This window comes from Delftia acidovorans SPH-1, assembly GCF_000018665.1.
In the GTDB taxonomy this organism is placed as follows: domain Bacteria; phylum Pseudomonadota; class Gammaproteobacteria; order Burkholderiales; family Burkholderiaceae_C; genus Comamonas; species Comamonas acidovorans.
In genome coordinates this window covers 3,309,925-3,335,714 of the sequence record NC_010002.1, presented here as the reverse complement: position 1 = coordinate 3,335,714, position 25,790 = coordinate 3,309,925, and the positions used below count along the sequence as shown (strand labels likewise).

At 67.3% G+C, this 25,790-nt stretch carries 26 protein-coding genes; 11 read left to right on the top strand and 15 right to left on the bottom strand.

Features of this window, described 5'->3' with window-relative positions:
* Window positions 1–8: 8 nt before the first annotated feature.
* The 7 genes from DACI_RS15225 to DACI_RS15195 all read right to left on the bottom strand — a co-directional run bounded on the left by DACI_RS15225 (window position 9) and on the right by DACI_RS15195 (window position 6,242).
* Window positions 9–686 (bottom strand): DUF1028 domain-containing protein, encoded by a 678-nt coding sequence (locus tag DACI_RS15225; RefSeq protein WP_012204876.1) that lies wholly within the window; start codon window positions 684–686, stop codon window positions 9–11.
* Between the two features lie 53 nt (window positions 687–739).
* Entirely contained in the window at window positions 740–1,174 is a 435-nt protein-coding gene (locus DACI_RS15220) for a RidA family protein (protein WP_012204875.1), read from the bottom strand.
* Window positions 1,175–1,227: 53 nt separating this feature from the next.
* Complete coding sequence (locus DACI_RS15215; protein ID WP_012204874.1) at window positions 1,228–2,511, bottom strand: flavin-containing monooxygenase; 1,284 nt, start codon at window positions 2,509–2,511, stop codon at window positions 1,228–1,230.
* A 115-nt stretch (window positions 2,512–2,626) separates the two neighbouring features.
* Entirely contained in the window at window positions 2,627–3,325 is a 699-nt protein-coding gene (locus DACI_RS15210; RefSeq protein WP_012204873.1) for an ABC transporter ATP-binding protein, read from the bottom strand.
* The gene (locus DACI_RS15205; protein ID WP_012204872.1) at window positions 3,318–4,154 is read right to left on the bottom strand and encodes an ABC transporter ATP-binding protein; all 837 of its coding nucleotides are present in this window, start codon (window positions 4,152–4,154) and stop codon (window positions 3,318–3,320) included. The genes DACI_RS15210 and DACI_RS15205 overlap by 8 nt, the downstream gene beginning before the upstream one ends.
* Window positions 4,144–5,325 carry a branched-chain amino acid ABC transporter permease gene (locus DACI_RS15200; protein WP_012204871.1) on the bottom strand — a complete coding sequence of 394 codons (1,182 nt, stop codon included), beginning with the start codon at window positions 5,323–5,325 and terminating at the stop codon, window positions 4,144–4,146. Before DACI_RS15200 ends, DACI_RS15205 begins: the two co-directional genes overlap by 11 nt.
* On the bottom strand, window positions 5,325–6,242 hold the full coding sequence (locus DACI_RS15195) for a branched-chain amino acid ABC transporter permease (RefSeq protein WP_012204870.1): 918 nt from the start codon (window positions 6,240–6,242) through the stop codon (window positions 5,325–5,327). The genes DACI_RS15200 and DACI_RS15195 overlap by 1 nt, the downstream gene beginning before the upstream one ends.
* Window positions 6,243–6,528: 286 nt before the next feature.
* Here DACI_RS15195 and DACI_RS15190 point away from each other — a divergent pair, with 286 nt between their 5' ends.
* From DACI_RS15190 to DACI_RS15180, 3 genes are all read left to right on the top strand, one after another.
* Entirely contained in the window at window positions 6,529–7,677 is a 1,149-nt protein-coding gene (locus DACI_RS15190) for a branched-chain amino acid ABC transporter substrate-binding protein (protein ID WP_012204869.1), read from the top strand.
* Entirely contained in the window at window positions 7,677–9,191 is a 1,515-nt protein-coding gene (locus DACI_RS15185) for a 4-hydroxyphenylacetate 3-hydroxylase family protein (RefSeq protein WP_012204868.1), read from the top strand. The genes DACI_RS15190 and DACI_RS15185 overlap by 1 nt, the downstream gene beginning before the upstream one ends.
* A 132-nt stretch (window positions 9,192–9,323) precedes the next feature.
* A complete protein-coding gene (locus DACI_RS15180; protein ID WP_034398359.1) occupies window positions 9,324–10,274 on the top strand; it encodes a LysR family transcriptional regulator in 951 nt (316 codons plus the stop codon).
* Between the two features lie 29 nt (window positions 10,275–10,303).
* Here DACI_RS15180 and DACI_RS15175 read toward each other — a convergent pair whose 3' ends face one another.
* The gene (locus DACI_RS15175; protein WP_012204866.1) at window positions 10,304–10,864 is read right to left on the bottom strand and encodes a dihydrofolate reductase family protein; all 561 of its coding nucleotides are present in this window, start codon (window positions 10,862–10,864) and stop codon (window positions 10,304–10,306) included.
* 220 nt (window positions 10,865–11,084) lie between these two features.
* On the opposite strand from DACI_RS15175, the gene DACI_RS15170 reads away from it, so the two are divergent.
* From DACI_RS15170 to DACI_RS15160, 3 genes are read left to right on the top strand one after another with little or no spacing between them, the layout of a single operon-like run.
* The gene (locus DACI_RS15170; protein WP_012204865.1) at window positions 11,085–12,191 is read left to right on the top strand and encodes an alkene reductase; all 1,107 of its coding nucleotides are present in this window, start codon (window positions 11,085–11,087) and stop codon (window positions 12,189–12,191) included.
* A gap of 59 nt (window positions 12,192–12,250) precedes the next feature.
* Window positions 12,251–13,270: a zinc-binding alcohol dehydrogenase family protein gene (locus tag DACI_RS15165; RefSeq protein ID WP_012204864.1), complete on the top strand. Its 1,020-nt coding sequence runs from the start codon at window positions 12,251–12,253 to the stop codon at window positions 13,268–13,270.
* A 3-nt stretch (window positions 13,271–13,273) separates the two neighbouring features.
* Window positions 13,274–13,573, top strand: coding sequence for a putative quinol monooxygenase (locus DACI_RS15160; RefSeq protein ID WP_012204863.1), 300 nt, complete (start codon window positions 13,274–13,276; stop codon window positions 13,571–13,573).
* 55 nt (window positions 13,574–13,628) lie between these two features.
* Here the strand turns inward: DACI_RS15160 and DACI_RS15155 are convergent, their stop codons facing one another.
* A complete protein-coding gene (locus tag DACI_RS15155; protein WP_225971091.1) occupies window positions 13,629–14,573 on the bottom strand; it encodes a LysR family transcriptional regulator in 945 nt (314 codons plus the stop codon).
* Between the two features lie 105 nt (window positions 14,574–14,678).
* Here DACI_RS15155 and DACI_RS15150 point away from each other — a divergent pair, with 105 nt between their 5' ends.
* Window positions 14,679–15,659, top strand: coding sequence for a Bug family tripartite tricarboxylate transporter substrate binding protein (locus DACI_RS15150; protein WP_012204861.1), 981 nt, complete (start codon window positions 14,679–14,681; stop codon window positions 15,657–15,659).
* 12 nt (window positions 15,660–15,671) lie between these two features.
* Window positions 15,672–16,091 (top strand): 5-carboxymethyl-2-hydroxymuconate Delta-isomerase, encoded by a 420-nt coding sequence (locus DACI_RS15145; RefSeq protein ID WP_012204860.1) that lies wholly within the window; start codon window positions 15,672–15,674, stop codon window positions 16,089–16,091.
* Between the two features lie 67 nt (window positions 16,092–16,158).
* On the opposite strand, the gene DACI_RS15140 is transcribed toward DACI_RS15145, so the two are convergent.
* Window positions 16,159–17,445, bottom strand: coding sequence for a M16 family metallopeptidase (locus DACI_RS15140; protein WP_043783396.1), 1,287 nt, complete (start codon window positions 17,443–17,445; stop codon window positions 16,159–16,161).
* A 74-nt stretch (window positions 17,446–17,519) separates the two neighbouring features.
* On the opposite strand from DACI_RS15140, the gene DACI_RS15135 reads away from it, so the two are divergent.
* Window positions 17,520–18,146: a WapI family immunity protein gene (locus DACI_RS15135; RefSeq protein WP_423739957.1), complete on the top strand. Its 627-nt coding sequence runs from the start codon at window positions 17,520–17,522 to the stop codon at window positions 18,144–18,146.
* Between the two features lie 166 nt (window positions 18,147–18,312).
* On the opposite strand, the gene guaA is transcribed toward DACI_RS15135, so the two are convergent.
* The 4 genes from guaA to DACI_RS15115 all read right to left on the bottom strand — a co-directional run bounded on the left by guaA (window position 18,313) and on the right by DACI_RS15115 (window position 21,740).
* The gene (gene guaA / locus DACI_RS15130) at window positions 18,313–19,929 is read right to left on the bottom strand and encodes a glutamine-hydrolyzing GMP synthase (RefSeq protein ID WP_043783394.1); all 1,617 of its coding nucleotides are present in this window, start codon (window positions 19,927–19,929) and stop codon (window positions 18,313–18,315) included.
* 31 nt (window positions 19,930–19,960) lie between these two features.
* Window positions 19,961–20,395 (bottom strand): type II toxin-antitoxin system VapC family toxin, encoded by a 435-nt coding sequence (locus tag DACI_RS15125; RefSeq protein ID WP_012204856.1) that lies wholly within the window; start codon window positions 20,393–20,395, stop codon window positions 19,961–19,963.
* Window positions 20,392–20,670, bottom strand: a complete 279-nt coding sequence (locus DACI_RS15120; RefSeq protein WP_012204855.1) for a type II toxin-antitoxin system Phd/YefM family antitoxin — start codon at window positions 20,668–20,670, stop codon at window positions 20,392–20,394. The genes DACI_RS15125 and DACI_RS15120 overlap by 4 nt, the downstream gene beginning before the upstream one ends.
* A gap of 140 nt (window positions 20,671–20,810) precedes the next feature.
* Complete coding sequence (locus tag DACI_RS15115; RefSeq protein WP_012204854.1) at window positions 20,811–21,740, bottom strand: LysR family transcriptional regulator; 930 nt, start codon at window positions 21,738–21,740, stop codon at window positions 20,811–20,813.
* Window positions 21,741–21,833: 93 nt separating this feature from the next.
* Between DACI_RS15115 and ilvD the strand changes: the two genes are divergently transcribed.
* Window positions 21,834–23,528: a dihydroxy-acid dehydratase gene (gene ilvD, locus DACI_RS15110; RefSeq protein ID WP_012204853.1), complete on the top strand. Its 1,695-nt coding sequence runs from the start codon at window positions 21,834–21,836 to the stop codon at window positions 23,526–23,528.
* A gap of 89 nt (window positions 23,529–23,617) precedes the next feature.
* Here ilvD and guaB read toward each other — a convergent pair whose 3' ends face one another.
* On the bottom strand, window positions 23,618–25,093 hold the full coding sequence (gene guaB, locus DACI_RS15105; protein WP_012204852.1) for an IMP dehydrogenase: 1,476 nt from the start codon (window positions 25,091–25,093) through the stop codon (window positions 23,618–23,620).
* Between the two features lie 136 nt (window positions 25,094–25,229).
* Between guaB and DACI_RS15100 the strand changes: the two genes are divergently transcribed.
* Window positions 25,230–25,784 (top strand): DUF4124 domain-containing protein, encoded by a 555-nt coding sequence (locus tag DACI_RS15100; protein ID WP_012204851.1) that lies wholly within the window; start codon window positions 25,230–25,232, stop codon window positions 25,782–25,784.
* The last annotated feature ends 6 nt before the right edge of the window (window positions 25,785–25,790 follow it).

Below are 25,790 nucleotides of genomic sequence, written 5' to 3'. Positions count from 1 at the left end.
GGGCCGCTTCACTCGTCGCCCGGCACTCCATAGCTGGGCGCGGCCCTGGGATCGATGGCGCGTGTCTGGTAGTCCTGCATCTGCGGCGCGTAGGCGGCCCAGAGGCCTTGCAGCGCGCCGATGGGATCGTGCTCCGACCAGTCCACGCGCAGGTCCGCCATGGGCCAGCTGTGCTCGCCCGCCACCTTGAGCGCGGCCGAATGCACGGGCCCGGCCTCGCCGCCCGCGGCCATGGCGGCCTGCATGGCGGCCAGCAGGCGCTCGGCCAGCGGCAGGTCGGCGCTGCGCTCGAAGGCCGGCACCATGGCCTCGATGGTGCGCTCGCTGGCCAGCAGGTTGCCGGCCGCCACGCACTGCCGCCCCACGGCGCTGGTGAAGATGCCCAGGGCCTGGCTGCCGCTGAAGACGCCGGTGCGGCCTTGCGCGTCCACCACGGTAACCTGGCGGTACTGGGGCCAACTGCCGTCATCCAGCGCCTGGCGCAGCGCGGCCTGGGGGTCGGCGCCCTGCTCCAGCAGGTCCAGCACGCGCGGGCCCAGGGCGGGCAGCGTGATGTTCTGCGTGGACACCACGCCCACGCCCGCGCGCACCCAGGGGCAGCGCGCGCCCACCGCAATGCTGGACGAGCTGATGGCCACGCCCAGCTGCCCGGTGCGCTCGCAGCGCCCCACAATCGAAAAAGTCATGGTTTCTTCCTCCTGCCGATGCGGCTGTACCAGGTGCTTGCTGTGGTCGACGCTCAGGCGCTGGCCGGCGGCTGCCAGTCATCGGGGATGACCGCGATCACGTCGATCTCCATCAGCCACTGCGGCTGCCCCAGGGCCGAGATGCACAGCCCCGTGGAGATGGGAAACACGCCCTTGAGCCACTTGCCCACTTCACGGTAGACGGGCTCGCGGTAGCGCGGGTCGATGATGTAGGTGGTGGTCTTGACGATGTGCGACAGGTCGCTGCCCGCTTCCTCCAGCAGCTGCTTGACGTTCTTCATCGCCTGCTCGGCCTGCTTTTGCGGATCGCCCAGGCCGACCAGGTTGCCCTCGAAATCGGTGCCGATCTGGCCGCGCACATAGACGGTGTTGCCGGCGCGCACGGCCTGGCACAGGTCGTTGTCCAGCGACTGGTTGGGATAGGTGTCCTTGGTGTTGAACATGCGGATGCGGGTATGGGTGGGCATGGTCTGGCTCCTGCAGGGGATGGATGGGAAGGTGTCTCAGAGCACGCTACCTGCTACCTGCTGCGGGCGGCGGCGTCGTAGTCGCTGTAGCGGCGCTGCTTGGCGATGTGGTCGGCCACGAACTTGGCGTCATGCCACACGCCCCAGATGAAGGACGAGCCACGGCGCGACAGCCAGGGCAGGCCCAGGAAGTAGATGCCGGGCTCGTGGCCCACGCCGCGGTGGTGGCGCGGCTTGCCGCCGGGCTCGAAGCTGTCCACCTGCAGCCAGCTGAAATCCACCCTGTAGCCCGTGGCCCAGATGATGGAAGTGATGCCTGCGGCGGCCAGGTCGAGTTCGCGCAGGGGCTGGCGCACGCACTCCGGATCGGGCAGGCGCCTGCGCGCCTCGGGCTCTTCGGGCAGGTCCAGGCCGTTGCGGCGGATGTAGTCGTCGGCCGCATCGAGCATGGCCAAGTAGTTGGCGTCGCCGTTGGCGATGTTCTCGGCCAGGTCGTCCCGGAAGCGCACCCTGCCATCGGCGAAGGACTCGGTCAGCCCCACCAGGGTGATGCCCTGGTGTCCCAGCGCGCGAAAGTCCACGGTGTGGCCCCCGCGCGCGCCGCTGACGGCAATGGTCACATGCTCGCGGCCGGGCTTGGCAATGGCCGCATCCCATTCGCCCAGCACGCCCAGCCACCAGCAGAAATCACGGCCGCGGTAGGCGCGCGGCGGCCGGTCATGGGCGCCTACCGACAGGAACACCTTGCGGCCCGCGCGCTGCAGTTCATCGGCGATCTGCACGCCCGAGGAGCCTGCGCCCACCACCAGCACGGCGCCTTCGGGCAACTGCGCGGGGCGGTGGTAGTGCGCGGAATGGATCTGCAGCAGGCTGCCATCGGCGGGTGCAGCGGGCGCAGCCGGCGCTATCGGCGGGATCACCGGCACCTGGAACGGCCCCGTGGCCGCGATCACGTTGCGGGCCTCGATCACGCCCTCGGACGTTTGCACCGTGAAGCCCGGCCGGCCCTGGTTGCGCGTGACCCGCCTGACCTCCACGCCGGTGCGCACGGGCGCCTTGATCTGACGGACATAGTCCTCGAAGTAGTCGGCCACCTCGTCCTTGCCGGGAAAGCCGTCGCGGTCGCCTTTGAACTCCAGGCCCGGAAAGCGGTCATGCCAGGCCGGCCCGTTGGCCACCAGCGAGTCCCAGCGCCCCGTGCGCCAGGCCTGGGCGATGCGCTGGCGCTCCAGCACCAGGTGCTCTACGCCAAGCTGGCCCAGGTGTTCGCTGGCCGCGATGCCGGCCTGCCCGGCGCCGACCACGAGCGTGTTGATGGTTTGAATGTCAGCTGTCATGGTGTGGGTCTCTCAGGAAAAAAAGGCGCAGGCCGTCCCGCATCGGCGCGGTGCCGACTGCCTTGGTGTGGTCCGCAACAAAAAAGGGAAGGAGGTGAAGGCCGCCCGTGCGGCGCTACAGGTACAGGTGCTTCACCACGTCGTTGGCCAGCAGCTCGCTGGCCGTGCCCGAGGCCACCAGCTGGCCCTTGAGCAGCAGATGGCCGGTGTGGGCGATGGACAGCGCCGCCTCGGCGTTCTGCTCGATGAGCAGCACGGTGATGCCTTGGCTGTGGATGCGCTGCACCGTCTCGAAGTACTCCTCGATGAGCTTGGGCGACAGGCCCAGCGTGGGCTCGTCCATCACCACCAGGCGCGGCTCGCCCATGAGCACGCGGCCCAGCGCCACCATGGCCTGCTCGCCGCCGGACAGGGTTCCGGCCGCCTGCGACAGGCGCTCGCCCACCCGGGGGAACAGGGCCACCACGCGCTCCAGCGCCTGGGCAAAGCCCTGCTGCGGGCGCAGCGCGTCGTGGCCGATCTTCAGGTTCTCCTGCACGGTCAGCTCGGCAAACAGGCGCCGCCCTTCGGGCACGAAGCCCACGCCCAGGCCGGCCAGGTCCTCGGTGCGCATGCGCGCCAGCGGCTGGCCCATGACGCGGATGGCGCCGTGGTGCACGGGCAGCAGGCCCGCAATCGCCTTGAAGGTGGTGGTCTTGCCCGCGCCGTTGGGGCCCAGCAGGCAGACGATGCTGTGCTCGGGCACCTGCAGCGAGACCTGGTTGAGCATGTTCACCACGCCATAGCGCGTGCTGATGGAGTCCAGTTCAAGCATGGCTGGCCTTTCTGCCCAGATAGGCTTCCTGCACGCGCGGCAGCCGGCGCACCGCCTCGAAGCTGTCGTCGCCGATCTTGCGTCCGTAGTCCAGCACCATCACGCGGTGCGGCAAGGTGGCGATGAGCCGCATGTCGTGCTCGATGATGATGAAGCCCAGCGCCGGATTGCCTTCGCGCAGGCGCTGGATGTCGGCGATCAGCGCATCGGTGTCGCGGTCGTCCATGCCGCTGGAGGGCTCGTCCAGCAGCACGATGCGGGGCTCGGCGGCCAGGGCGCGCGCGATCTCCAGGCGGCGGCGGTCGGCCTGCGGCAGGCTGCTGGCCAGGACGTTGCGGCGCTGGTGCAGGTCGCTGGACACGCTTTGCAGCAGCGCGCAGGCGCGCTCGGCACAGCGCTTCATCTCGGCGCGCGAGACGGCCGGGCGCAGCAGCGCGGTGAGCACGCCGCAGCGGGTGCGCGCGTGCATGCCGATGATCACGTTGTCCAGCACGCTCAGCGAGCCGAACAGCCGGCTGGTCTGGAAGGTGCGCGCAATGCCGGCGCCCGCGATGTCGTGCGCGGCCATGCCCTTGAGCGAGCGGCCTTGCAGCAGCACCTCGCCCTCTGTGGGCTGGTAGATGCCGGTCAGCAGGTTCAGCAAGGTGGACTTGCCCGCGCCGTTGGGCCCGATGATGCCCAGCACCTCGCCCGCCGCCAGGTGGATGTCCACGCCCTGCACCGCCGTCAGGCCGCCGAAGCGCATGGTCAGGCCACGCCCCTCAAGGACCAGCGGGCCTGCGGGCGCGGCATGTGCAGCGTGTTGGGGGGGATGGGGATCAATGCTCATGGTTGCGCACCCGTTGGGGGAAGATGCCGCGCGGGCGGATGATGAGGAAGGCGATCACCACCAGGCCGTAGAACAGGATGCGGTAGTCGGAAAACGCCCGCAGCTTCTCCGGCAGCATGGTCAGCAGGAAGGCGCCGACGATCACGCCCAGCGTGTTGTCCATGCCGCCTGCGATCACCAGCGTCATGATGGTCACCGACACCAGGAAGGTGAAGTTGTCCGGCGAGATGAAGCTCACATAGAACGCATACACCGTGCCCGCGAAGCCCGCCAGGAAGGCGTCCACCGCAAAGGCCTTGACCTTGAACCAGGTGACATTGATACCGCAGGCGCGTGCGGCGATCTCGTCGTCGCGCAGGGCATTCCAGGCCAGTCCCACGCGCGAGCTGTGCAGGCGCTGCGCCGAGACGATGGCCAGCCCCAGCAGGGCGACGGCCACGTAGTAGAAGTTGGCCTGGCCCGGCAGGCTGTGGCCCCACAGCGTGATGGGGTCGTTGAACGAATGGCCGAACAATGTGGGCGAAGGAATGCCCACCAGGCCGTTGGCGCCGCCCGTCCACTCCAGGTTCATCAGCAGCTGGTGCACGACGATGCCGAAGGCGATCGTCACCAGCGCCTGGTAGCTGTCGCGGGTGCGCATGGACGGCAGGCCCAGCAAAAAGCCGAAGACCGTGGCCACGGCGGCGGCCACCAGCAGGCAGATCCAGAAGCTCACGCCGAAGTGGATGGCCAGCAGGGCCGACGCATAGGCGCCGATGCCGTAGGACGCGCCGGTGGCGAAGTTCGGTATGTTGGCGCTGCCCAGCTGGAAATTCAGCGCCAGCGCCAGCACCGCGTACAGGCAGGCGATGATCATCAGGTGCATGGCGTAGCTGTCACCGCCCAGCACCCACGGAAACACCAGCGCCAGCACCACGCCCGTGCCCACGGCCAGCGGCCTGCACTGGCCGAAGGCGGCCACGATGCGGTCTTCCACCAGCGGGCGTTTCTGCACCGCGACCAGGGCCACGGCAAAGCAGGCCAGCAGCGCCAGCACCGTGATCCAGCTTTCGGCCAGCAGGAATTGGCGCAGCAGCACGGCGCCCGCCAGGGCCACTCCCAGCACGATGGCGGCCGAGCCCGCACTCCGTGGGGCCGCCCGCGGCGGCGCCTGTATCGTCGTTGTCTGCATCACACCTTCTCCATTTTCTGAACGCCGAACAGGCCGGCGGGGCGAAAGATCAGCACCAGGATCACCAGGGCGAACACGAACACCAGGCGGTACGAGGTGCCGTTGGGCACATAGCCCTGCACGATGGTCTCGATGGCCGCAATCAGCAGGCTGCCGACAATGGCGCCCCCCAGCCGCCCCAGCCCGCCGACCACCGCGGCGGAAAAGCCGATCAGCCCCGCCTGCACGCCGAAGTCAAAGCGCACCACGCCCGCATAGCTGGCCAGGAAGATGCCGCCCACCGCGCCGGTGGCCGAGGCAATGAAGAAGGTGTTGCGAAACACCGGCCCCGGCGCAATGGAGAACAGCCGCGCGGTTTCGCGGTCCTGCGACACGGCGCGTATGCGCATGCCCATGGGCGTGTGGTGCAGCGCATAGAGCAGCACGCCCACCAGCGCCACCGCCACCAGCACCGAGACCACGCTGATCAGGGGCAGCGGCCCGAACGGGGTGGGAACGGCCCCCTGCGCAATCGCCGGGAACGCGTGCGGATTGCTGCCCTGCGGGTACAGGTGGCGGATCAGCTCGCGGATCACGATGCCCAGCGCCACCGTGGCCACCAGCGGCATCATGGCCGGCGCATTGCGAAAGCGGCTGATCACCAGCCGGTCCAGGGCAACGCCCAGCCCTCCCACCGCTGCAATGGCCACCAGGCAGGCCAGGCCCAGCACCAGCCAGGGGGCCGCGCCGCCCAGCGCAGCGGCCAGGGCCTGCACGGCCGCCAGGGCGATGAAGGGGGCGACCATGGCCACGTCGCCATGGGAAAAATGAATCACCTGCAGCACGCCAAACAACAGGCTGAAACCCAGGGCAAGCAGGCTGTAGATGCAGCCCAGGGTCAGCCAGTTGATGAGTTGCTGGAACAGCGCGTCATGCATCGATAGGGTTCCTCTTGTGTCGGGTTCGGCCGGGTTGGCGGGGCTTCGCTTGTCTCCATGTCACGCAGCCATTGAAGCAAGAAACCGCGCAAAACCTGCGTCGCTTTTGCCGAGGCGCTGCTTCGGAAAACGCGATCCAGTCCCGGGCAGGTGCGGCGATACATTGATCCGGCGGCGTTGCCAGACAGCGCCGGCCAGCCCGCCACGCACCGTGGCGCCCCGCCGCCCCGGCCCCCCGGGCCGCCATGGCTGCCCCTCGTCTTCACCTGAACAGGACCGACCGACCATGCAAGCCTTCACGACAACCACCGCCCTCCTGCCATCGCGCCGGCGCCTTGCCGCATCCGCCCTGGCGCTGGCCGCCGCCACGCTGGCCTGCGGCGCGGCCTGGTCCCAGTCCACCGTGAAGCTGGGCTTCATCGGCCCCGTCAGCGGCGGCAACGCACAGCAGGGCCTGGGCGCGAAGAACGGCTTCCTGCTGGCCATCGACCAGTGGAATGCCACGGCCGGCGTGCCGTTCAAGGTGGAGGGCGTGGTGCTGGACGATGCCTCCGACCCGCAGACCGGCGTGTCCGCCGCGCTCAAGCTGGTCAACGACCGCGACGTGGTGGGCGCCATCGGCCACTGGAACAGCCCCGTGGCCCTGGCCACGCTGCCGGTGTTCAACCGCGTGCAGATGCCCTTCATCGTCTGGGGCGCCATCGGCCCCAAGATCACCGACCAGAACTTCGCCAACACCACGCGCGTGACGCCCACCCTGGTCAACGAGAACAAGCCCCTGGCCACCTGGGCCGCCACGGGCCTGGGCGCAAGAAAGATCGCCATCATTGCCGACACCAGCGACTACGGGCGCGCCAACCTGGCCTCGTTCGGCAGCTTCTACAAGGCAGAAAAAGGCAGCGTGGTGGCCGAGGAAAGCTACCCCGTGGGCACCACGGATTTCCGCTCCATCCTCACCAAGATCAAGAGCCTGAACCCCGACGCGGTCTACTTCGGCGGCGTGATCACCGAGGCAGGCATCGTGCGCAAGCAGATGGCCGAGCTGGGCATGAAGCAGCCCATGCTGGGCATCAGCGGCATCTTCGACCCGCAGCTCATCCAGATCGCCGGCCCGGCCGCGGACGGCACCATCGTCGGCACGCCCAAATCGCAGACCAACCCCCGGCTGGACGCCATGAGCCGCGCCTATGCCGCCAAGGGCTATGCCGACTCCGAGAGCCCGTACACCAAGTACGCCTACGACGCCACCGGCATCCTTTTGCAATCGCTCAAGACGGCAGGCACCAAGGACCGGCAGGCCGTGGCCAAGGCCATCCGCGCCATACGCTACGACGGCGTGACCGGTACCGTGACCTTCGACGCCAACGGCCAGACGCAGGTGCCCGTGGAGCTGCAGCTGCACGAGGTCAAAGACGGCAAGTGGGCCAGCCGCTGATGATCAGGACAGGCAGCCAGTACCGCGACTCCATCCGCGATGGCCGGCGGGTCTGGATGAACGGCGAGCGCGTCAAGGATGTGACCACCCACCCCATGTTCAAGCCGCTGGTGGACATCCGCGCGCGCATGTACGACCTGCAGCACGAGGCCGCGCTGCGCGACGCGCTCACCTGCGACGAAGGCGACGGCGAGCGCCACCCCATCGCCCACAAGCTGCCGCTGACGCGCCAGGACTGGTGGGACAAGCGCCGCGCCACCGACCTGCTGCTGGAGGACATGGGCGGCGTGGTCATGCGCGTGGGCGACGAGAGCGTGGGCGAGATGTGGTCGCTGTTCGACGGCCAGGACGTGCTCAACGAGCTGGACCCGCGCTTTTCCGCCAACATCCGCACCCACATCCGCCGCGTGGTGCGTGGCGACCTGTTCCACGTATCGGCCAACACCGACCCCAAGGGCGACCGCTCGCGCCTGCCGCAGGACCAGGACCCCGACGTGCTGCTGCATGTGGTCAAGGAGACCGATGCAGGCGTCATCGTGCGCGGCGCCAAGTACGAGACCGCTGCCGCCTATGCCAACCAGGCCTTCACCAAGCCGGGGCTGGCGCACTGGGGCGACGCGGCGCAGTCCGAATACGCCATAGGCTTCATCTGCGACCTGGGCGCGCCCGGCCTGCGCTTCATCTGCCGCCCGGGCCTGGCCGCCCGCGCATCGGCCCAGGACCATCCGTTGAGCCATCGCTTCGACGAAGTGGACGCCATCGTGGTCTTCGACGACGTGCTGGTTCCCTGGGAGAACGTGCTGTTCTACCGCCACACCCGGGCCGCCCATTTCCTGCGCGAGACGCTGCACCGCTACTCGGCCTTCACCTTCCTGCAGCGTAGCCTCAAGCTGGCCGACATGCTGATAGGCACGGCCCTGCACAACGCGCGCCAGACCGGCGTGGAGAAGCTGCAGGCCGTGCAGGACAGGCTGGCCGGCCTGGCCTGCTACCGCGAAGGCATCAACGCCCACCTCACGGCCGCCATCGCACTGGCCGAGCGCAGCCCGGCCGGCCTGATGATGCCCAACCAGTCGCTGCTGTTCACGGGACGGTCTCTGGCCACCAGCCAGCTGCACCACATGATGAACACCGTGCGCGAGCTGTGCGGCGGCCAGGTCTGCCTGACGCCGGACCACGCCAGCTTCGAGAACGAGGACACCGGCCCCTGGCTGCGCAAGTTCTACACCCTCGGCCCGCAGTGGCAGGCCGACGACCGCCGCAAGCTGCTGGCCTATGCGCGCGACCTGCTCGACTCGGACCACGCCGGCCACCGGCTCAGCTTCCAGCTGTTTGCGCAATGCCCGCCCTACGCCCAGACGGCGGCCGTGTACCGGCACTTCAACTGGGATGCGCCGCTGGACTTCGTGGGCAAGTCCGCCGGCCTGACGGACCGCGTGAAGGCCACGCAGGCGCCGGCCCAGGGCGACGGTGCGGTGGCGCAATGGTTTCGCAATCACAACACCAGCGACTGAAGGCTGCCGGGGCCCGACCGCCGCACAATGCAGGAGCCTTGCGGGAAGGGCCTCTTGCAGCGCGGTCCGCCGCTTGGTCAACTACGCGGCTGGTCACCCTGGCCGCCCTCCCCTCTCCACCTCTTGCACACCGTGCTGACACGACTGACCTTCAGACAATTGGAATACTGCGTGGCAGCGGGCGAATTCGGCAGCATTGCCGAGGCCGCCAACCGCATCCATGTCTCACCCTCGTCCATCTCATCGGCCATCACCCAGGTGGAGGCCGAGCTGCAGGTGCCGCTGTTCGTGCGCCACCATGCGCAAGGCCTGTCCGTCACGCCCGCAGGCGCCGAAGTCCTGCGGGAGATCCGCGGCCTGCTCGACCAGGCCATGGCCTTGTACGACGTGGCCAGCAGCGCGCAAAGCCAGGTGCGCGGCCCCGTGCGCGTGGGCTGCTTCACCACGCTGGCGGCCATGGTCGCCCCCGAGCTGTGCCAGGGTTTCGCGCGCGCCCACCCCAAGGCCACGGTCACCCAGATCGAGGACCACCAGGAAGGCCTGATCCACAAGCTGCGCACCGCGCAGATCGATGTCGCCATCACCTACGACCTGCTGGTGGCCGAATCGGACATCTGCTTCGAGCCCCTGGCCCAGCTGCCGCCCATGGTCATCGTCAGCGAACTCAATCCGCTGGCCAACCACCGCTCCACCACGCTGGAGGCGCTGGCCCAGCTGCCCATGGTCCTGCTGGACCTGCCCCTGAGCCGTGAATACTTCATGTCGCTGTTCCGCGAAGCCGGCGTCTCGCCCCTGATCGCGGCCCGCAGCGCCAGCCCCGACGTGGTGCGCTCCCTGGTCGCCAACGACGTGGGCTACTCCCTGGTCAACGTGCGCCCGCGCAACTCCCACGCGCTGGACGGCAAGAAGATCGTCAACCTGCACCTGAACGGCAACCACCGCCCCATGAAACTGGGCCTGGCCTGGGCCCGCGAACAAAAGCCCCGCCATGTGGTGGAAGCCTTCATGCACCGCTGCCGCAGCTTCATCTCCAATGAATACATTCCGGGGATGACGGCGCCTGGGCGCGGGGAGGCGAACTGAGCGGCGCGCAGACCGAATCAGGGAGCCTGTCAGGCGGTGCTCTTGCGCACCTCGTAATGCAGCACCGCCATGCCCTCGCCAATCTGCCGAACCGACAGCAGGCGCAGCACCGGATGCAGCACCCGGCGCGGAAACAGCGGCTTGCCCCGGCCCAGCGTGGCCGAGCCCACGCTCAGGATCATCTCGTCCAGCAGGCCCGCGTCATAAAACTGGCCTGCCAGGTCCCCGCCTCCCATGATCCAGAGGTTGCGCCCACCGGCCGCCGCCTGCATCTGCGCATGCACGGCACGCACATCACCGCTGACAAACCGGATATCGGCACCCGGGATACCAGGCAGCGTGCGGCTGGAAAACACCCAGGCTGGCTGCGTATAGGGCCACGCCGCCCCGGTCTCCTGCGCCACCGTCTCCGCGTGGCGCAGCATCCATTCGTAGGTGGCGGAACCCATGGCCAGCGCGCCCACGCCGGCAATGAACTCCGGGTAGCCCGCGGCCTGCATGTCGCCCAGCGGGAACAGCCAGTCCAGGGAGTCGTCCTCGGTGGCCAGGAATCCGTCGAGTGAGGTGGCGGCGAAGTATTGGGTCTTCATGGGGGAGATGGTAGCCAGGCAGGCGCGGCAAGGCCATCCGCCCGGGTGTTGTGCGGGCTGCGCCTGGACCTCATCGTCAAATTTCTTTTGAAACCGCCTTCAGTCCTGCGGGTCTTTTTCAATTGAAACGCCCAGGTCAACATCGCTCCATGCCCAGACGACTTGCGAACCGGACTTCCGCCACCGCCCCAACACTTCTCCAGCTCCGCCAAGAAACCGCATGACCACCGCCTCCACGCCCCTGTTTCGTCCGCTGCAGCTCGGCCCGCTCAGCCTGCCCAACCGCATGGTGATGGCCCCCATGACGCGCAGCCGCACCAGCCAGCCAGGCGACGTGCCCAATGCATTGATGGCCACCTACTACGCACAACGCGCCAGCGCCGGCCTGATCGTCTCGGAAGCCACCCAGATCTCCCGCCAGGGCCAAGGCTACAGCTTCACCCCCGGCATCTATTCAGAGGCGCAGGTGGACGGTTGGCGCCGCGTCACGGAGGCGGTGCATGCCGCCGGCGGGCGCATGGTGCTGCAGCTGTGGCACGTTGGCCGCATGTCGCATGCCAGCTTTCACGCCGATGGCCTGCCGGTCGCGCCTTCGGCGCTGTCGCCCCAAGCGCAGGTCTGGGTGGTCGGCGACGACGGTGTCGGCCGCATGGTCGACTGCCCCGTGCCGCGCGCACTGAGCGCACAGGACATCCAGGACGTGATCGGCGACTTCCGCAGGGGCGCGGCCAATGCGATGCGCGCCGGTTTCGATGGCGTGGAAATCCACGGCGGCAACGGCTACCTGATCGATCAGTTCCTGCGCACCACCTCCAACCACCGCACCGACGCCTACGGCGGCGGCATCGCCCAGCGCACGCGCTTCGCCGAAGAGGTCGCGGCCGCCGTGGCGGGCGAGGTCGGGGCCGAGCGCACCGGCATCCGCCTGGCGCCCTTCATCACGCAGCGCAACATGAACTGCCCGCAGATCATCGAGACCATCCTGCATCTGGCCAGCAGGCTCGACGAGATCGGCCTGGCCTACATCCACCTGTCGGAAGCCGATTGGGACGATGCGCCCGAGATTCCGCAGGACTTCCGCCACGCGCTGCGCCGCGCCTACCAGGGCAAGGTGATCGTTGCGGGCAAGTACGACGCGGAGCGCGCCCAAGCCATCCTGCACGAGGGCCTGGCAGACCTCGTCGCCTTCGGCCGCCCCTTCATCGCCAACCCGGACCTGCCGGCGCGCTACGCCGCCCAGGCGCCGCTGGCCGCATTCGATCCGAAGGCCCTGTTTGGCGGCGACGCGCGCGGCTACTCGGACTACGCAGCCCTTGCCACTGCCTGAAACCCTCCCTGCTCGCCCTCCTTGCTATCCCCTCTTCCTCAACCTTTGAAAGCACGACCATGAAAGCCGTTGGATACCAGAAACCCCAGGCCATCAGCCAACCCGAATCGCTGATCGACATCACCCTGCCCGATCCCGTGGCCACCGGCCGCGACCTGCTGGTCGAAGTCAGGGCCGTGTCCGTCAATCCGGTGGACACCAAGGTGCGCGCCAGCGGCGCGCCCGCCGAGGGGCAAACGCACAAGGTGCTGGGCTGGGATGCCAGCGGCATCGTCAAGGCCGTGGGCCCCGAAGTCACGCTGTTCAAGCCGGGCGACCGCGTCTGGTACGCCGGCTCCATTGCCCGCCCTGGCACGAACAGCGAACTGCACCTGGTGGACGAGCGCATCGTGGGCCACGCGCCCAAGTCGCTGGACTTCGCACAGGCGGCGGCCCTGCCCCTGACCGCCATCACCGCGTGGGAGATGCTGTTCGACCGCCTGGGCATCGCGCCGGGCAAGCACCCCAGCCACAAGACACTGCTCATCATCGGCGCCTCCGGCGGCGTGGGCTCCATCCTCACGCAGCTGGCCACGCGGCTGACCAGCCTTACCGTCATCGGCACCGCATCGCGGCCCGAGACGCAGGCCTGGGTCAAGGAGCTCGGCGCCCACCACGTGATCGATCACAGCCAGCCGATTGCCGACGAACTCAAGCGCATCGGCTTTCCCACGGTGGACCACATCGTGAGCCTCACGCAGACCGACCTGCACTTCGCACAGATCGTCGAGGCGATCGCGCCCCAGGGAAAATTCGGCCTGATCGACGATCCCGCGTCGCTGGACATCACCAAGCTCAAGCGCAAGTCGGTGTCGGTGCACTGGGAATTGATGTTCACCCGCGCACTGTTCGGCACCGACGACATGATCGGCCAGCACCGCCTGCTCAACGAGGTTGCCGCACTGGTCGATGCCGGCCTGATCCGCACCACGCTGGCCGAGCGCTTCGGCAGCATCAACGCCGACAACCTCAAGCGCGCCCATGCCCTGATCGAGTCGGGCAAGGCGCGCGGCAAGGTGGTGCTGGAGAACTGGGGCTGAGCCATGAAGACAGAGACCATTTTCAACCTGGCCATCCTCGAAGCGAAGGCCGGCCAGCAAGACCAGCTGCGCGACGCCCTGCGCGCGCTGGTGCCATTCACCCGGCAAGAGGCCGGATGCCTGGACTACACGCTGTTCGAGCTGGCGGACACCCCCGGCACCTTCTACATGCGGGAGTCATTCAGGGACCAGGCAGCGCTGGATGCGCACTTCAGCATGCCGTACTTCAAGGCGTTCGAGAAACGCTTCGACGAACTGCTGGCACGCCCCCTGCAACTGGTGGGCCTGAAGGAAGTGCCCTGACGGGCGGTACGGGTCCGGGCGGTACAGATCCGTGCGGTACATATCCGGCCGACGACTAGCGCGCGGCTGCAACGCACCGCCCCCACGCTGGCGGCAGCGTGGGCGTTGCCGCCGACAGCTCGTCCCATACGTACTGGGCGGCAAAGCCGTGGTGACGGCTGCGTGAGCGCACCAGGCAGGCTTGCCGGCCCAGATTTCTTTCGGCCAACGGGACTGCGTCCTGCACGTCCAGGCTCATTGCCGCGGCACCGTTGAGCAGCGCGACCATGCCGTTTTCACGGGCGGCATGCACCAGATCCTCCAGCGTATCGGACTCCAGATGCACGCCCGGCTTCAGCCCCTGCGCCGCAAAGGCGTTGTCGAGCTGGCGCCGCATGGCGTATTCGCTTGGCAGCAAGGCCAGGGGGTGGTTCGCGACCTCGCTGAGCTCCAGCAGGCGTCGCCGCCGGCGGGGCTTCAATCCGACGGCCACCACGGGCTCGTCGAAGCAGGCCAGGATCTCCAGATCGGCATGCGGCTCCGGGTCGAAGCTGACGGCGAGATCGAAATCGCCACGCAACACGCCCTCCACCAAGGCCTGTGCGGTGCGCCTGCGCAGTGCGATCGCCAGCTGCGGCCACTGCGCCTGGGCCCTGCGCACGACGGGCAGTACCCAGCATCCCGCGTAGGACTGCACCAGGCCGATGCGCACCAGGCCCGCCACGGTGCTCGCACGCGCCTGCACGTCGCGCAGCGCCGCCTGCAGCTCACTGAGGCAGGCCGACACCCGGCGGTCGAGCTCATGTCCGGAGGCCGTGGCAACGGCGCGCCCGCTCGCACGGTCGAACAGCTGCACGTCCAGGGTCGATTCCAGCAAGGCGATCTGCTCCGACAGCGCCGCCTGCGAGATCGAGGCATCGCGCGATGCCGCACTGAAGCTGTGCGCCCGCATCGCCGACACGAAGTAGCGCAACTGGCGCAATGAGACGAGATCGAGGGGGTCGCGGCTGCGTGCGGACATGGCCATCGGATTATCCGATAGGCGCGGCCAGAAAATGCGAATTGCGAAGAAACAAGGGCCTGCCGACACTACGGCCACGAGACAACTCAGGTCACGAGAGCACCGATGAAACGACGCAACTTCCTTCAGTACGCCAGCACTGCGACGGCCATTTCAGCCTTGGGCGCAAGCCCCTCGGCGCGCGCGCAGGCATTCCCTTCCAAGCCCATCCGCATCATCTGCCCCTATCCGGCAGGTGCGACCACCGATGCCGTCTCCCGCCTGATGGCGAACGCCTTGCAGACGGACAGCGGCAGCACGGTGATCGTCGACAACCGCAGCGGTGCGGGCGGCAACATCGGCACGGAGGCGGCGGCACGCGCCGAGGCTGACGGCTACACGCTGCTGCTGGGCGCACTCGGCCCCATGGCCGCGAACCCGGCGCTGTACTCCAGGCTCAACTTCGATCCGGCCAAGGACTTCACACCGCTGGCATGGGCCGCCTCGGTGCCGTTGATCTGGGCCGTGCATCCCTCCTTCTCGGCGACCACGGCCAAGGAGGCGCTCGAATGGCTGCGCAAGAATCCGGGCAAGTTCTCCTACGCATCCGCCGGCAACGGCACGCCGCAGCATCTGGCGGGAGAACTCGTCAAGCGCCAGACCGGCACCTCGATCCTGCACATTCCCTACCGCGGCTCCGCGCCTGCACTCAACGACGTGCTGGGCGGCACGGTGCAGATGGTGTTCGAAGCCACGCCGGCCATCCTGCAGCATGTGCAAAGCGGGCGCCTGAAGGCGCTGGCGGTGACGTCCGCCAGACGCATTCCCGCGCTGCCCGGCGTGCCCACGCTCAAGGAATCCGGCGTGGACGCCGAGATCAGCGGCTGGTACGGCTTCCTCGCGCCCGCTGCGACCCCGGCCGACCGCAAGGCCTGGCTGATCAAGCACATGGGCGCGGCGCTGGCGACCAAGGCCACGCAGGACAGGCTGGCCGAACTCGGCTCGGTGCCCATCGACAACTCGCCCCAGGCATTCGCACGCCTGCTGGACAGCGAGCGGGCACGCTGGCAGACGCTGATCCGCGAAGTCGGCATCAAGCTCGACTGAAGGTGCAGCCCCATGCCGCACATCGCCATCGAGGTATCGCCATCGTTGCTCCCGTCCATCCAGTGGGAGCCGGTCCTGCACGCCATGCACCTTGCGCTGGCCGAGCGCGGATGGGCACGGCTCGCGGACCTGAAGTCGCGCGTGGCCCCCATCGCCGTCGGACTGTGCGGCGACGACCCCCACGCGCAGCAACTCATCGCCACCCTGACGCTGACCAACCCGCGCCCGCCGCAGATGTGCTCGGCCATGGCCGAGGTCGTATTCGAGCATCTCTCGCGCGCGATCGGTGCGATCGGCCCGATCGGCCCGATCGACGCGCACCCGGAGGCAGCGGCGTGGGTGCAGTGCGGCGTGTTCCTGCAGGAGCACCCGAAGTCGCACTACCTCAAGCGGCAATGGAACGCGCCGCCGCCCGCTCCCTCAACTCCATGACAACGGGAAAAGCGCCATGTGTTGCGGCTGGCCGCTGGCCGCTGATCGCTGATCGCGCGCTGCCGGCTCAGGCCGACAGGCCTGCGGCCAGTTGCCGCACGGTCCGGGCATTGGCGCCCTTGCCGGTGATGGCCACCGCCGGAGGGTGGGCCAGCATGCGCTCGAAGACCTTGCGCACTTCCTCGGCCCCGATGCCATCGATCATCGCCAGCGTTTCGGCCACGGATGTCACGCTGCCATGGGCAAAGAGGTCCTCGACAGCCCGCTCCATGGTGGCGTAGGTCCGCTCGCCCGCACGCACCCGCGAGACCGCCAGCTGGTTCTTGGCCCGTTCCAGATGCACGGGGTCGATGCCGGCCGCCTGGGCACGCAGCAGGCCGCCTGTCGCTGCCACCAGCGCTTCGAGCTTGTCCGGCGTCGTGACGGCATGCACGATGAAGTTGGCCCAGACGTCACCGCCCTCCATCGCCGCATAGGCCGTATAGGCCAGTCCGAGCCGTTCGCGCACGGTATCGACCAGGGGCGACGACATCCCCTCGCCCAGCAGATGGGCCGCCAGCGAGGCCACGAGACGCGCACGCTGCGGATGCTCGCCCTGCAACTGCTCGAACACCAGGGGATAGGCCAGGTTCACGAACACCTGGGACACCTGCGTGAAACGTTGCGCCAGGGCCTGCCCCACATACTTTGCGGGCTGAGGGGGCAGCGCCACAGCGGGATCGGCCGAAGCAGGCATGCCGGCGAACAGCTGCGCCGCCTGCTCCAGCCAGGCCGGCACATCGAAGTTTCCGGCCGCGACGACGACGGTCTTTTCTCCCACGTAATGGGTCTGCACATGGCGCACCAGATCCTGCCGCGTGAAGCCTTCGATATTGGCCACCGTGCCGATCACCGGCATGCCCATGGGGTCGTCGCCCCAGATGGCGCGGTCCAGCAGATCGCCGGCGCTGTCCTCCGGGTCCTCTTCGTACTCGATGGCCTCCTGCCGGATCACCTGCAGCTCCCTTTGCAGCTCATGCTCGGGAAACACGCTGTTCAGCACGATGTCCGCAATCATTCCCAGCAAGGCCTGCGCATGCCAGCCCAGGCCGGTCATGAAATAGCCGGTGATGTCCTTGCCGGTGAAGGCGTTGACCTCCGCCCCCAGCCGCTCCGCATCCAGGTTGATCTCCTGCACGGAACGCGTGTGCGTGCCCTTGAACGCCATGTGTTCCAGCACATGGCTGATCCCGTTGCTGGTGGAGGTCTCGTCGCGGGAGCCCACGCGCAGGAACACACCCACGCTGACGCTCTGCAAATGCGGCATGGGCAGCGCCAGCAGCCGCACTCCGTTCGCAAGAGTGCGCAAGGCCATGGCAGGCCGCTCCAGTTCGGTTGCCGCCAGGGGCTTTTCTTGAATCATGGGCTATTGTCGTCGCGCTCCAGAGGATGCGCAGGGCAGCCCTCTTCAGCCCTCTTTCATGCGCTTGTGATCAAAGCTGCGGGGAGCTCGGCCGCAGCCCATGCGCCACCAGCAGACAGCAAGGCGGACAAGGTCTCGGACCCTGCGCGTTACCCCACAAACTAGCTGGATCTCTGTCGCGAGGCACGATGGGAGCATTTCTCATTTCCATACAAACAAACATGCTGACCATTGATTTCGATGACTTCAAATTCGATATCGTGCCGACTTCTCGTTCCATCGAGGAAGATGGCGTCCCTTATCGGGACTGGTTGACTCTCAATGTAAAAATCACGGACGGCAATTTTTCGGGCAGTGTTCAGTGGTTGACAATGCCAGCCGAAATCAAAAAATTCCAGCAAGACCTTTCACAGGCCTATGAATCATTGATAGCGGGCAATTTTGATATTGACCCTATCCAACTCTCGGGGATCGAGCCTCAATTTCTGCTTGCCATCGGGGTGGCGAACGCATGGGGCCACCTGTTCGCGCAATACACCATGAAGGACTCCCCGGACGGCCCCGAGCTCAAAGGCTCGTTCGGATTGGATCAGAGCTTCCTTCCCGAATGGATCCGTGATCTGGATGAATTGCTGGAATTCCGCGGCCATTAAGAGCCAATAGCACAAATTACCCAGAGCTCAGCACAAGCTCAAAAATTTCATGCATTTGGCCCAGATAATTCCAGCCTTGCCAAAGTCAGAAACAAAAAAGCCCGCATTGATGCGGGCTTGAGGTGGAAACACTGCCAGACAGTTCCAGCAGTTTCCTATTGAGCAATCATTCCCACTCGATCGTCGCCGGCGGCTTGGTCGAAACGTCGTAGGTCACCCGGTTGATGCCGCGCACTTCGTTGATGATCCGGCCAGACACCTTCTTGAGCAGGCCGTAGGGCAGCTCGGCCCAGTCGGCGGTCATGAAGTCGCTGGTCTGCACGGCGCGCAGGGCCACGACGTAGTCGTAGGTGCGGCCGTCGCCCATGACGCCCACGCTCTTGACGGGCAGGAAGACGGTGAAGGCCTGGCTGGTGAGGTCGTACCAGTTCTTGCCGGTGGCTTCGTCGGTCCAGTTGCGCAGTTCCTCGATGAAGATGGCGTCGGCGCGGCGCAGCAGGTCGGCGTATTCCTTCTTGACTTCGCCCAGGATGCGCACGCCCAGGCCCGGGCCCGGGAAGGGGTGGCGGTAGACCATTTCGCGCGGCAGGCCCAGGGCCACGCCGAGTTCGCGCACTTCGTCCTTGAACAGGTCGCGCAGGGGTTCGAGCAGCTTCAGGCCGAGCTGCTCGGGCAGGCCGCCGACGTTGTGGTGGCTCTTGATGGTGACGGCCTTCTTGCTCTTGGCACCGCCCGACTCGATGACGTCGGGGTAGATGGTGCCCTGGGCCAGGAAGGTGGCGCCCTTGTGGCCACCGTCGCCTGCCTTGAGCTTGGCGGCCTCGGCCTTGAACACGTCCACGAACAGGCCACCGATGATCTTGCGCTTGGCCTCGGGCTCGCTGACGCCGGCCAGCTTGCCCAGGAACAGGTCGCTGGCGTCCACGCGGATGACCTTGGCGTGCAGCTTGCCCTCGAACATTTCCATGACCATGTCGCCTTCGTTCAGGCGCAGCAGGCCGTGGTCCACGAAGACGCAGGTCAGCTGGTCGCCGATGGCGCGGTGGATCAGGGCCGCGGCCACGGACGAATCCACGCCGCCCGACAGGCCGAGGATGACTTCCTCGTCACCCACCTGCTCGCGGATCTTGGCGACGGCTTCCTCGATGTAGTCGCCCATGATCCAGTCGGCGTTGGCCGCACAGATCTCGCGCACGAAGCGGTTTAGCAGGGCCGCGCCCTGCACGGTGTGCGTGACTTCGGGGTGGAACTGGACCGCGTAGAAGCGGCGCGCCTCGTCGGCCATGCCGGCGATGGGGCAGGACGGCGTGGAGGCCATGACCTTGAAGCCCGGGGGCAGCTCGGTGACCTTGTCGCCGTGGCTCATCCAGACCTTGAGCATGCCGTGGCCTTCGGCCGTGGCGAAGTCCTGGATGCCCTTGAGCAGTTCGGTGTGGCCATGGGCGCGCACTTCGGCGTAGCCGAATTCGCGGGTGTGCGAGCCTTCGACCTTGCCGCCCAGCTGGGTGGCCATGGCCTGCATGCCGTAGCAGATGCCCAGCACGGGAATGCCCAGCTCGAACACGGCGTCGGGGGCGCGGTCGTCCACTTCATAGACGCTGGCGTGGCTGCCCGACAGGATCACGCCCTTGAGGCGACCGTCGGCGGCGAATTCGCGCACCCAGTCGCTGCTGACGTCGCAGGGGTGGACTTCGCAGTAGACATGGGCTTCGCGCACGCGGCGGGCGATCAGCTGGGTGACTTGGGAGCCGAAGTCAAGAATGAGGATCTTGTCGTGTTGCATGGTCATCTCAGGCAAAGGTGATGGGAGGGGATCAGAAATCTTCAGGGGCCAGCAGCGCCAGGCCGCGCTTGCGGGCGGCGGCGGCCTGGGCCGCGTCAAAGGTGGCCAGCGGCAGGCGCAGCGACTGCGCCAGCCACAGGTAGGCCGCGTCATAGACCGGCAGGCGGGTGTCCAGCGCCACGTCGAGCACGGCCTTGTGCTGGGCGGGCGCCAGCTCGTGCAGCTCCACGCGGTGGCGGATGGCCTCGAGCACGCCCCACAGGCCTTCGACCGAGCTGTGCGGAATGCGGCCGCCGTGCACGCCCGAGGCGATCAGGTTGCCACACTCCCACTGCCAGAGGTTGGGCGCCTGCGGGTCCACTTCGTGGCGGCGGATGCGGGTATACAGGCGCTGGGTGTGCACGCTGGCGGCATCGGGCAGCAGCCAGGCGGCGGTGACGGAGGCATCGAGCACGAAGGAGGTCATGCCTGGCTCCGGCCTGCGTGGCGCAGTCGGGTGGTGGAGTCCGGCGCCTGTGCCGACTGTGCCGGCTGGGCCGGCCGCACCGTGGCCTGCAGCGCCTGCATCTGCTCCAGCTCGCGGGCGATCTGCTCGTCGGTGATCACGGGGCGGCGGCGCACCGGCAGCATGCGCACCACTTCCTTGCCGTGGCGCGTGATGCGCACTTCCTCGCCCTGCTCGACAAGTTCGATCAGGGCGGAGAAACGGGTCTTGGCTTCGTAGATGCCGACAGATTGCATGGCGGGGCTGAAAACAAAAACAGGCCTGGTGTCCGGCCTGGCCCGAATTCTATCATTCTGGCCAGAATTTCCAAAAATTCAGACCAGAACCTTGCGGATATTCCAGGCATTAGCCTCGGCTGCCTGCTGGCGCGCCCCACTCAATGCTGTTCGCGCACGAAGCCGACAAACCGCGCCAGCGCGGGCGACATGGCGTCGGCAGGCCAGGCCAGGCTGGTCTCGCAGACCGGCAGGGCAACGGCCTTGCTGCCTGCACGGGCGCTGGCGAAAACCGCCTCGCGGTAGACCACGCCGGGCCTGCAGAACTGCATCACGCTGGCGGGCACCCAGGCCAGGCCGATGCCGCCCCAGACCAGGTTCACGATGGTCTGCATCTGTATCGCCTGCTGCGCGATGCGCGGCACATGTCCGTGCCGTCGGTACAGATCCGTCACCGCGTCATGGAGCGAGGGCATGATGCGGCGCGGAAAGATCACCAGCGGCTGCTCCAGCACTTCGTCGAGCATCAGCCTGTCCGCACCGGCAAGCGCATGCTGCTGAGGCAGGGCCAGCACCATGGCTTCCCGTCCCACGGCCAGGCGCTCCAGGCCGGCCGGCGCATGCCCGGGGGCATGCAGCATCAACCCGGCATCGATCTGCCCGCGCTCAAACGCCTCCATTTGCACATCGCTGGTGGCCTCGACCAGCTCCAGCGCCACACCAGGCGTGCCTGCCACGAAGTCCCGCACCCACAGCGGCAGCCGGGTGAAGCCGATGGTGGAGACAAAGGCCAGCCGCACGCGCCCCACTTCTCCCGCTGCCGCAGCCCGCGCAATCCCGGGCAGCGCTGCCGCCTGCGCCAGAAGCTCACGCACCTGCGGCACAAGCGCCTCGCCGGCGGGCGTCAGCGCGACGTGGCGGCTTGAGCGCTCGAACAGCGCCACGTCCAGGCTGCGCTCCAGCTGGGCGATGGCCTGTGTGAGCGGCGGCTGCGTCATGTGCAGGCGCGATGCGGCCCGGCCGAAGTGCAGCTCGTCCGCCACGGCCAGGAATTGCCGCCAGACGCGCAGATCAATGGGGGGCTCATTCATATGTGCAGCATATCAATCATGCCGATGAATAGGATTGGATCAGATGAATCAGTCGGCCCATACTCATCCAACCCCCACAACGAGAGACATGCCATGACCCCGCCGAACCAGATCAACCGCCGAAGCTCCCACATCACCGAAGGCAAGGCGCGCGCAGCCAACCGCTCCATGTTCTACGGCATGGGCTACAAGGAAGAGGATTTCAAGAAGCCCATGGTCGGCGTGGCCAACGGCCACAGCACGATCACGCCGTGCAACTCCGGCCTGCAAAGGCTGGCGGACGCGGCCATCGCAGGCATCGAGGAAGCCGGCGGCAACGCGCAGGTGTTCGGCACGCCGACCATCTCGGACGGCATGTCCATGGGCACGGAAGGCATGAAGTACTCGCTGGTCAGCCGCGAGGTGATCGCCGACTGCATAGAGACCTGCGTGGGCGGCCAGTGGATGGACGGCGTGCTAGTGGTCGGCGGCTGCGACAAGAACATGCCGGGCGGCATGATGGGCATGCTGCGCGCCAATGTGCCGGCCATCTACGTCTACGGCGGCACCATCCTGCCCGGCAGGTGGAAAGGCCGGGACCTGAACATCGTCAGCGTGTTCGAGGCCGTCGGCGAAAACGCCGCGGGAAAGATCAGCGACCAGGAGCTCAAGGACATCGAGCAGCACGCCATTCCCGGCACGGGCTCGTGCGGCGGCATGTACACCGCCAACACCATGTCGAGCGCGTTCGAGGCGCTGGGCATGAGCCTGCCCTACTCCTCCACCATGGCCAATCCCCATGATGAAAAGGAAAACTCGGCCAAGGAATCCGCCAGGGTGCTGATCGAGGCCATCAAGATGGACCTCAAGCCGCGCGATATCGTGACGCGCAAGTCCATCGAGAACGCGGTCTCGGTGATCATGGCGACCGGGGGCTCCACCAATGCCGTGCTGCACTTTCTTGCGATCGCCCATGCGGCCGGCGTGCCCTGGTCCATCGACGACTTCGAGCGCATCCGCCAGCGGGTGCCGGTGCTGTGCGATCTCAAGCCCAGCGGCAGATACCTGGCGGTGGACCTGCACCAGGCGGGCGGCATCCCGCAGGTCATGAAGATCCTGCTGAATGCGGGCCTGCTGCACGGCGACTGCATCACCATCTCGGGCCAGACCATTGCGCAGACCCTGGCTGGCGTGCCTGACGAACCACCGAACCCGCAGATCATCCGCCCCCTCTCGGATGCACTCTATCCGCAGGGCCACCTGGCCATTCTCAAGGGCAACCTGAGCCCGGAAGGCGCGGTGGCCAAGATCACGGGCCTGAAGAACCCGGTCATCACCGGCCCGGCACGCGTGTTCGACGATGAGCAATCGGCACTGGCGGCCATCCTCGACGGCAGGATACAGGCCGGCGATGTGATGGTGCTGCGCTACCTGGGCCCCAAGGGCGGCCCCGGCATGCCGGAAATGCTGGCCCCCACGGGCGCCCTGATCGGCGCCGGCCTGGGCGAGAGCGTGGGCCTGATCACCGATGGCCGCTTCTCCGGCGGCACCTGGGGCATGGTGGTCGGCCACGTGGCGCCGGAAGCGGCCGTGGGCGGCACCATCGCGCTGGTGCACGAGGGCGACTCGATCACCATCGACGCGCACGCATTGCGGCTGCAGCTGAACGTGCCCGAAGACGTGCTCGCCCAGCGCCGCGCGGCATGGAAGGCCCCCGCGCCCCGCTACACGCGGGGCGTGCAGGCCAAGTTCGCTTTCAACGCATCGAGCGCCAGCTCGGGCGCGGTGCTGGACAACTTCGCCATCTGAGCTTCGTCATCTAGGCGCACAAAAAAAGAGGTCCGGGCAGTGGCTGCCCGGACCTCTTTTCCATCTCGCGCCAAGGCGCTGGATCGGGATCAGTCGGCGCGGTAGTTCGGCGCTTCCTTGGTGATCTGCACGTCATGCACGTGCGATTCACGGATGCCTGCGGCGGTGATCTCCACAAACTCGGCCGTGTTGTTCATCTCTTCGATGGTGGCGCAGCCGCAGTAGCCCATGGCAGCGCGCACGCCGCCGGCCATCTGGTAGACGATGGAGACCATGGAGCCCTTGTAGGGCACGCGGCCTTCGATGCCTTCGGGCACGAGCTTGTCGGCATTGGGGTTGCCGGTGCTTGACTCCTGGAAGTAGCGGTCGGCCGAGCCCTGCTGCATGGCGCCGATGGAGCCCATGCCGCGATAGCTCTTGTACGAACGGCCCTGGTACAGGATGACTTCGCCCGGAGCCTCTTCGGTGCCGGCGAACATGCCGCCCATCATGATGGTCGAGGCACCAGCGGCCAGGGCCTTGGCGATGTCGCCCGAGAAGCGGATGCCGCCGTCGGCGATCAGCGGCACGCCCGTGCCCTGCAGGGCCTGGGCCACGCTGTCAATGGCCATGATCTGGGGCACGCCCACACCGGCGACGATGCGCGTGGTGCAGATGGAGCCAGGGCCGATGCCGACCTTGACGGCGTCGGCGCCTGCCTCGGCCAGTGCCAGCGCAGCGGCGCCGGTGGCAATGTTGCCGCCGATGACATCGACCTGCGGGTAGTTCTGCTTGACCCAGCGCACGCGGTCGATCACGCCCTTGCTGTGGCCGTGGGCCGTGTCCACCACCAGTGCATCGACGCCGGCCTTGACCAGCAGCTCCACGCGCTGCTCGGTGCCCTCGCCCACGCTCACGGCGGCGGCCACGCGCAGGCGGCCTGCGCTGTCACGCGCTGCGTTGGGGAAGGTGGTCTGCTTGGTGATGTCCTTGACGGTGATAAGGCCCTTGAGTTCAAAGGCGTCGTTCACGACCAGGATGCGCTCGAGCTTGTGCTTGTTGAGCAGGGCCTTGGCTTCCACGGGCGTGGTGCCGTCCTTCTCGTTGACGGTGATCAGGCGCTCGCGCGGCGTCATGATCTGGCTGACCTTGACGTCGTAGCGGGTCTCGAAGCGCAGGTCGCGGCTGGTGACGATGCCCACCACCTTGCCGCCGTCGCACACGGGAAAGCCGGAGATGCCGAGGTTCTCGGACAGCTGCAGCACCTGCAGCACGGTGTGCTCGGGGGTGATGACCACGGGGTCGTGCACCACGCCGGATTCGTGGCGCTTGACCTTGGACACTTCGGCAGCCTGTTGCTCTGCCGTCATGTTCTTGTGAATGACGCCGATACCGCCCTCTTGCGCAATGGCAATGGCCAGACGCGCTTCGGTCACGGTGTCCATGGCGGCGGACACAAGGGGGATGTTCAGGGAGATGTTGCGCGAAAAGCGCGTCTTGAGCGAGGTGTCCTTGGGCAGGACCTGGGAGAAAGCGGGGACCAGGAGGACGTCGTCGAAGGTCAGGGCTTTACCGAGAAGGCGCATGTGAGAGCTCCAAAAGAAGGATTGTACCCGTGCGCCGGATCACAATGTATGCTGTAGGCCATTGTTCCCCGCTATCGCTGCCCGCCATCATTTCCTGCTATTGCTACCTGCAACCGGCCCGATCACCCCAATCACCATGCACGCCACCAAGCTTGTTTTGCTAGCCGCGCTTGCCGCCTGTTCGCTGTCCGCAGCCGCCCAGTGGCAATGGGTCGACGCCACAGGCCGCAAGGTCTTCAGCGACCGCGCGCCACCCCCTGACATTCCGGCCAAGAACATCCTGCGCCAGCCTGGCGGCAGCGCGCCCGCTCCAGCAGCGGCGGCGCCATCCACTGCACCGGCGGCTACAGATGCGGCCACGCAGCCCGCTGCAGATGCAACGGCACAGGCATCGCCTGCCACCGCCAAGGACGCCAAGCCCGCAGGCACCGACAAGGCCCTGGAAGAGCAAAAGCGCAAGGCCGAGGCCCAGGAGGCCGCCAAGGCCAAGGCAGAAAAGGAACGGCTTGCCAAGCAGCGCCAGGACAACTGCGCACGCGCCAAGCAGTCCAAGACAGCGCTGTCTTCGGGCCGCCTGCTGGGCTACACGAATGAGCAGGGCGAGCGCGGCTTCATGGACGACGCCACGCGCGATGCGGAACTCAAGCGCGCCGACGCCATCATCGCCTCGGACTGCGGCCCGGTGCGCTGAGCGCCC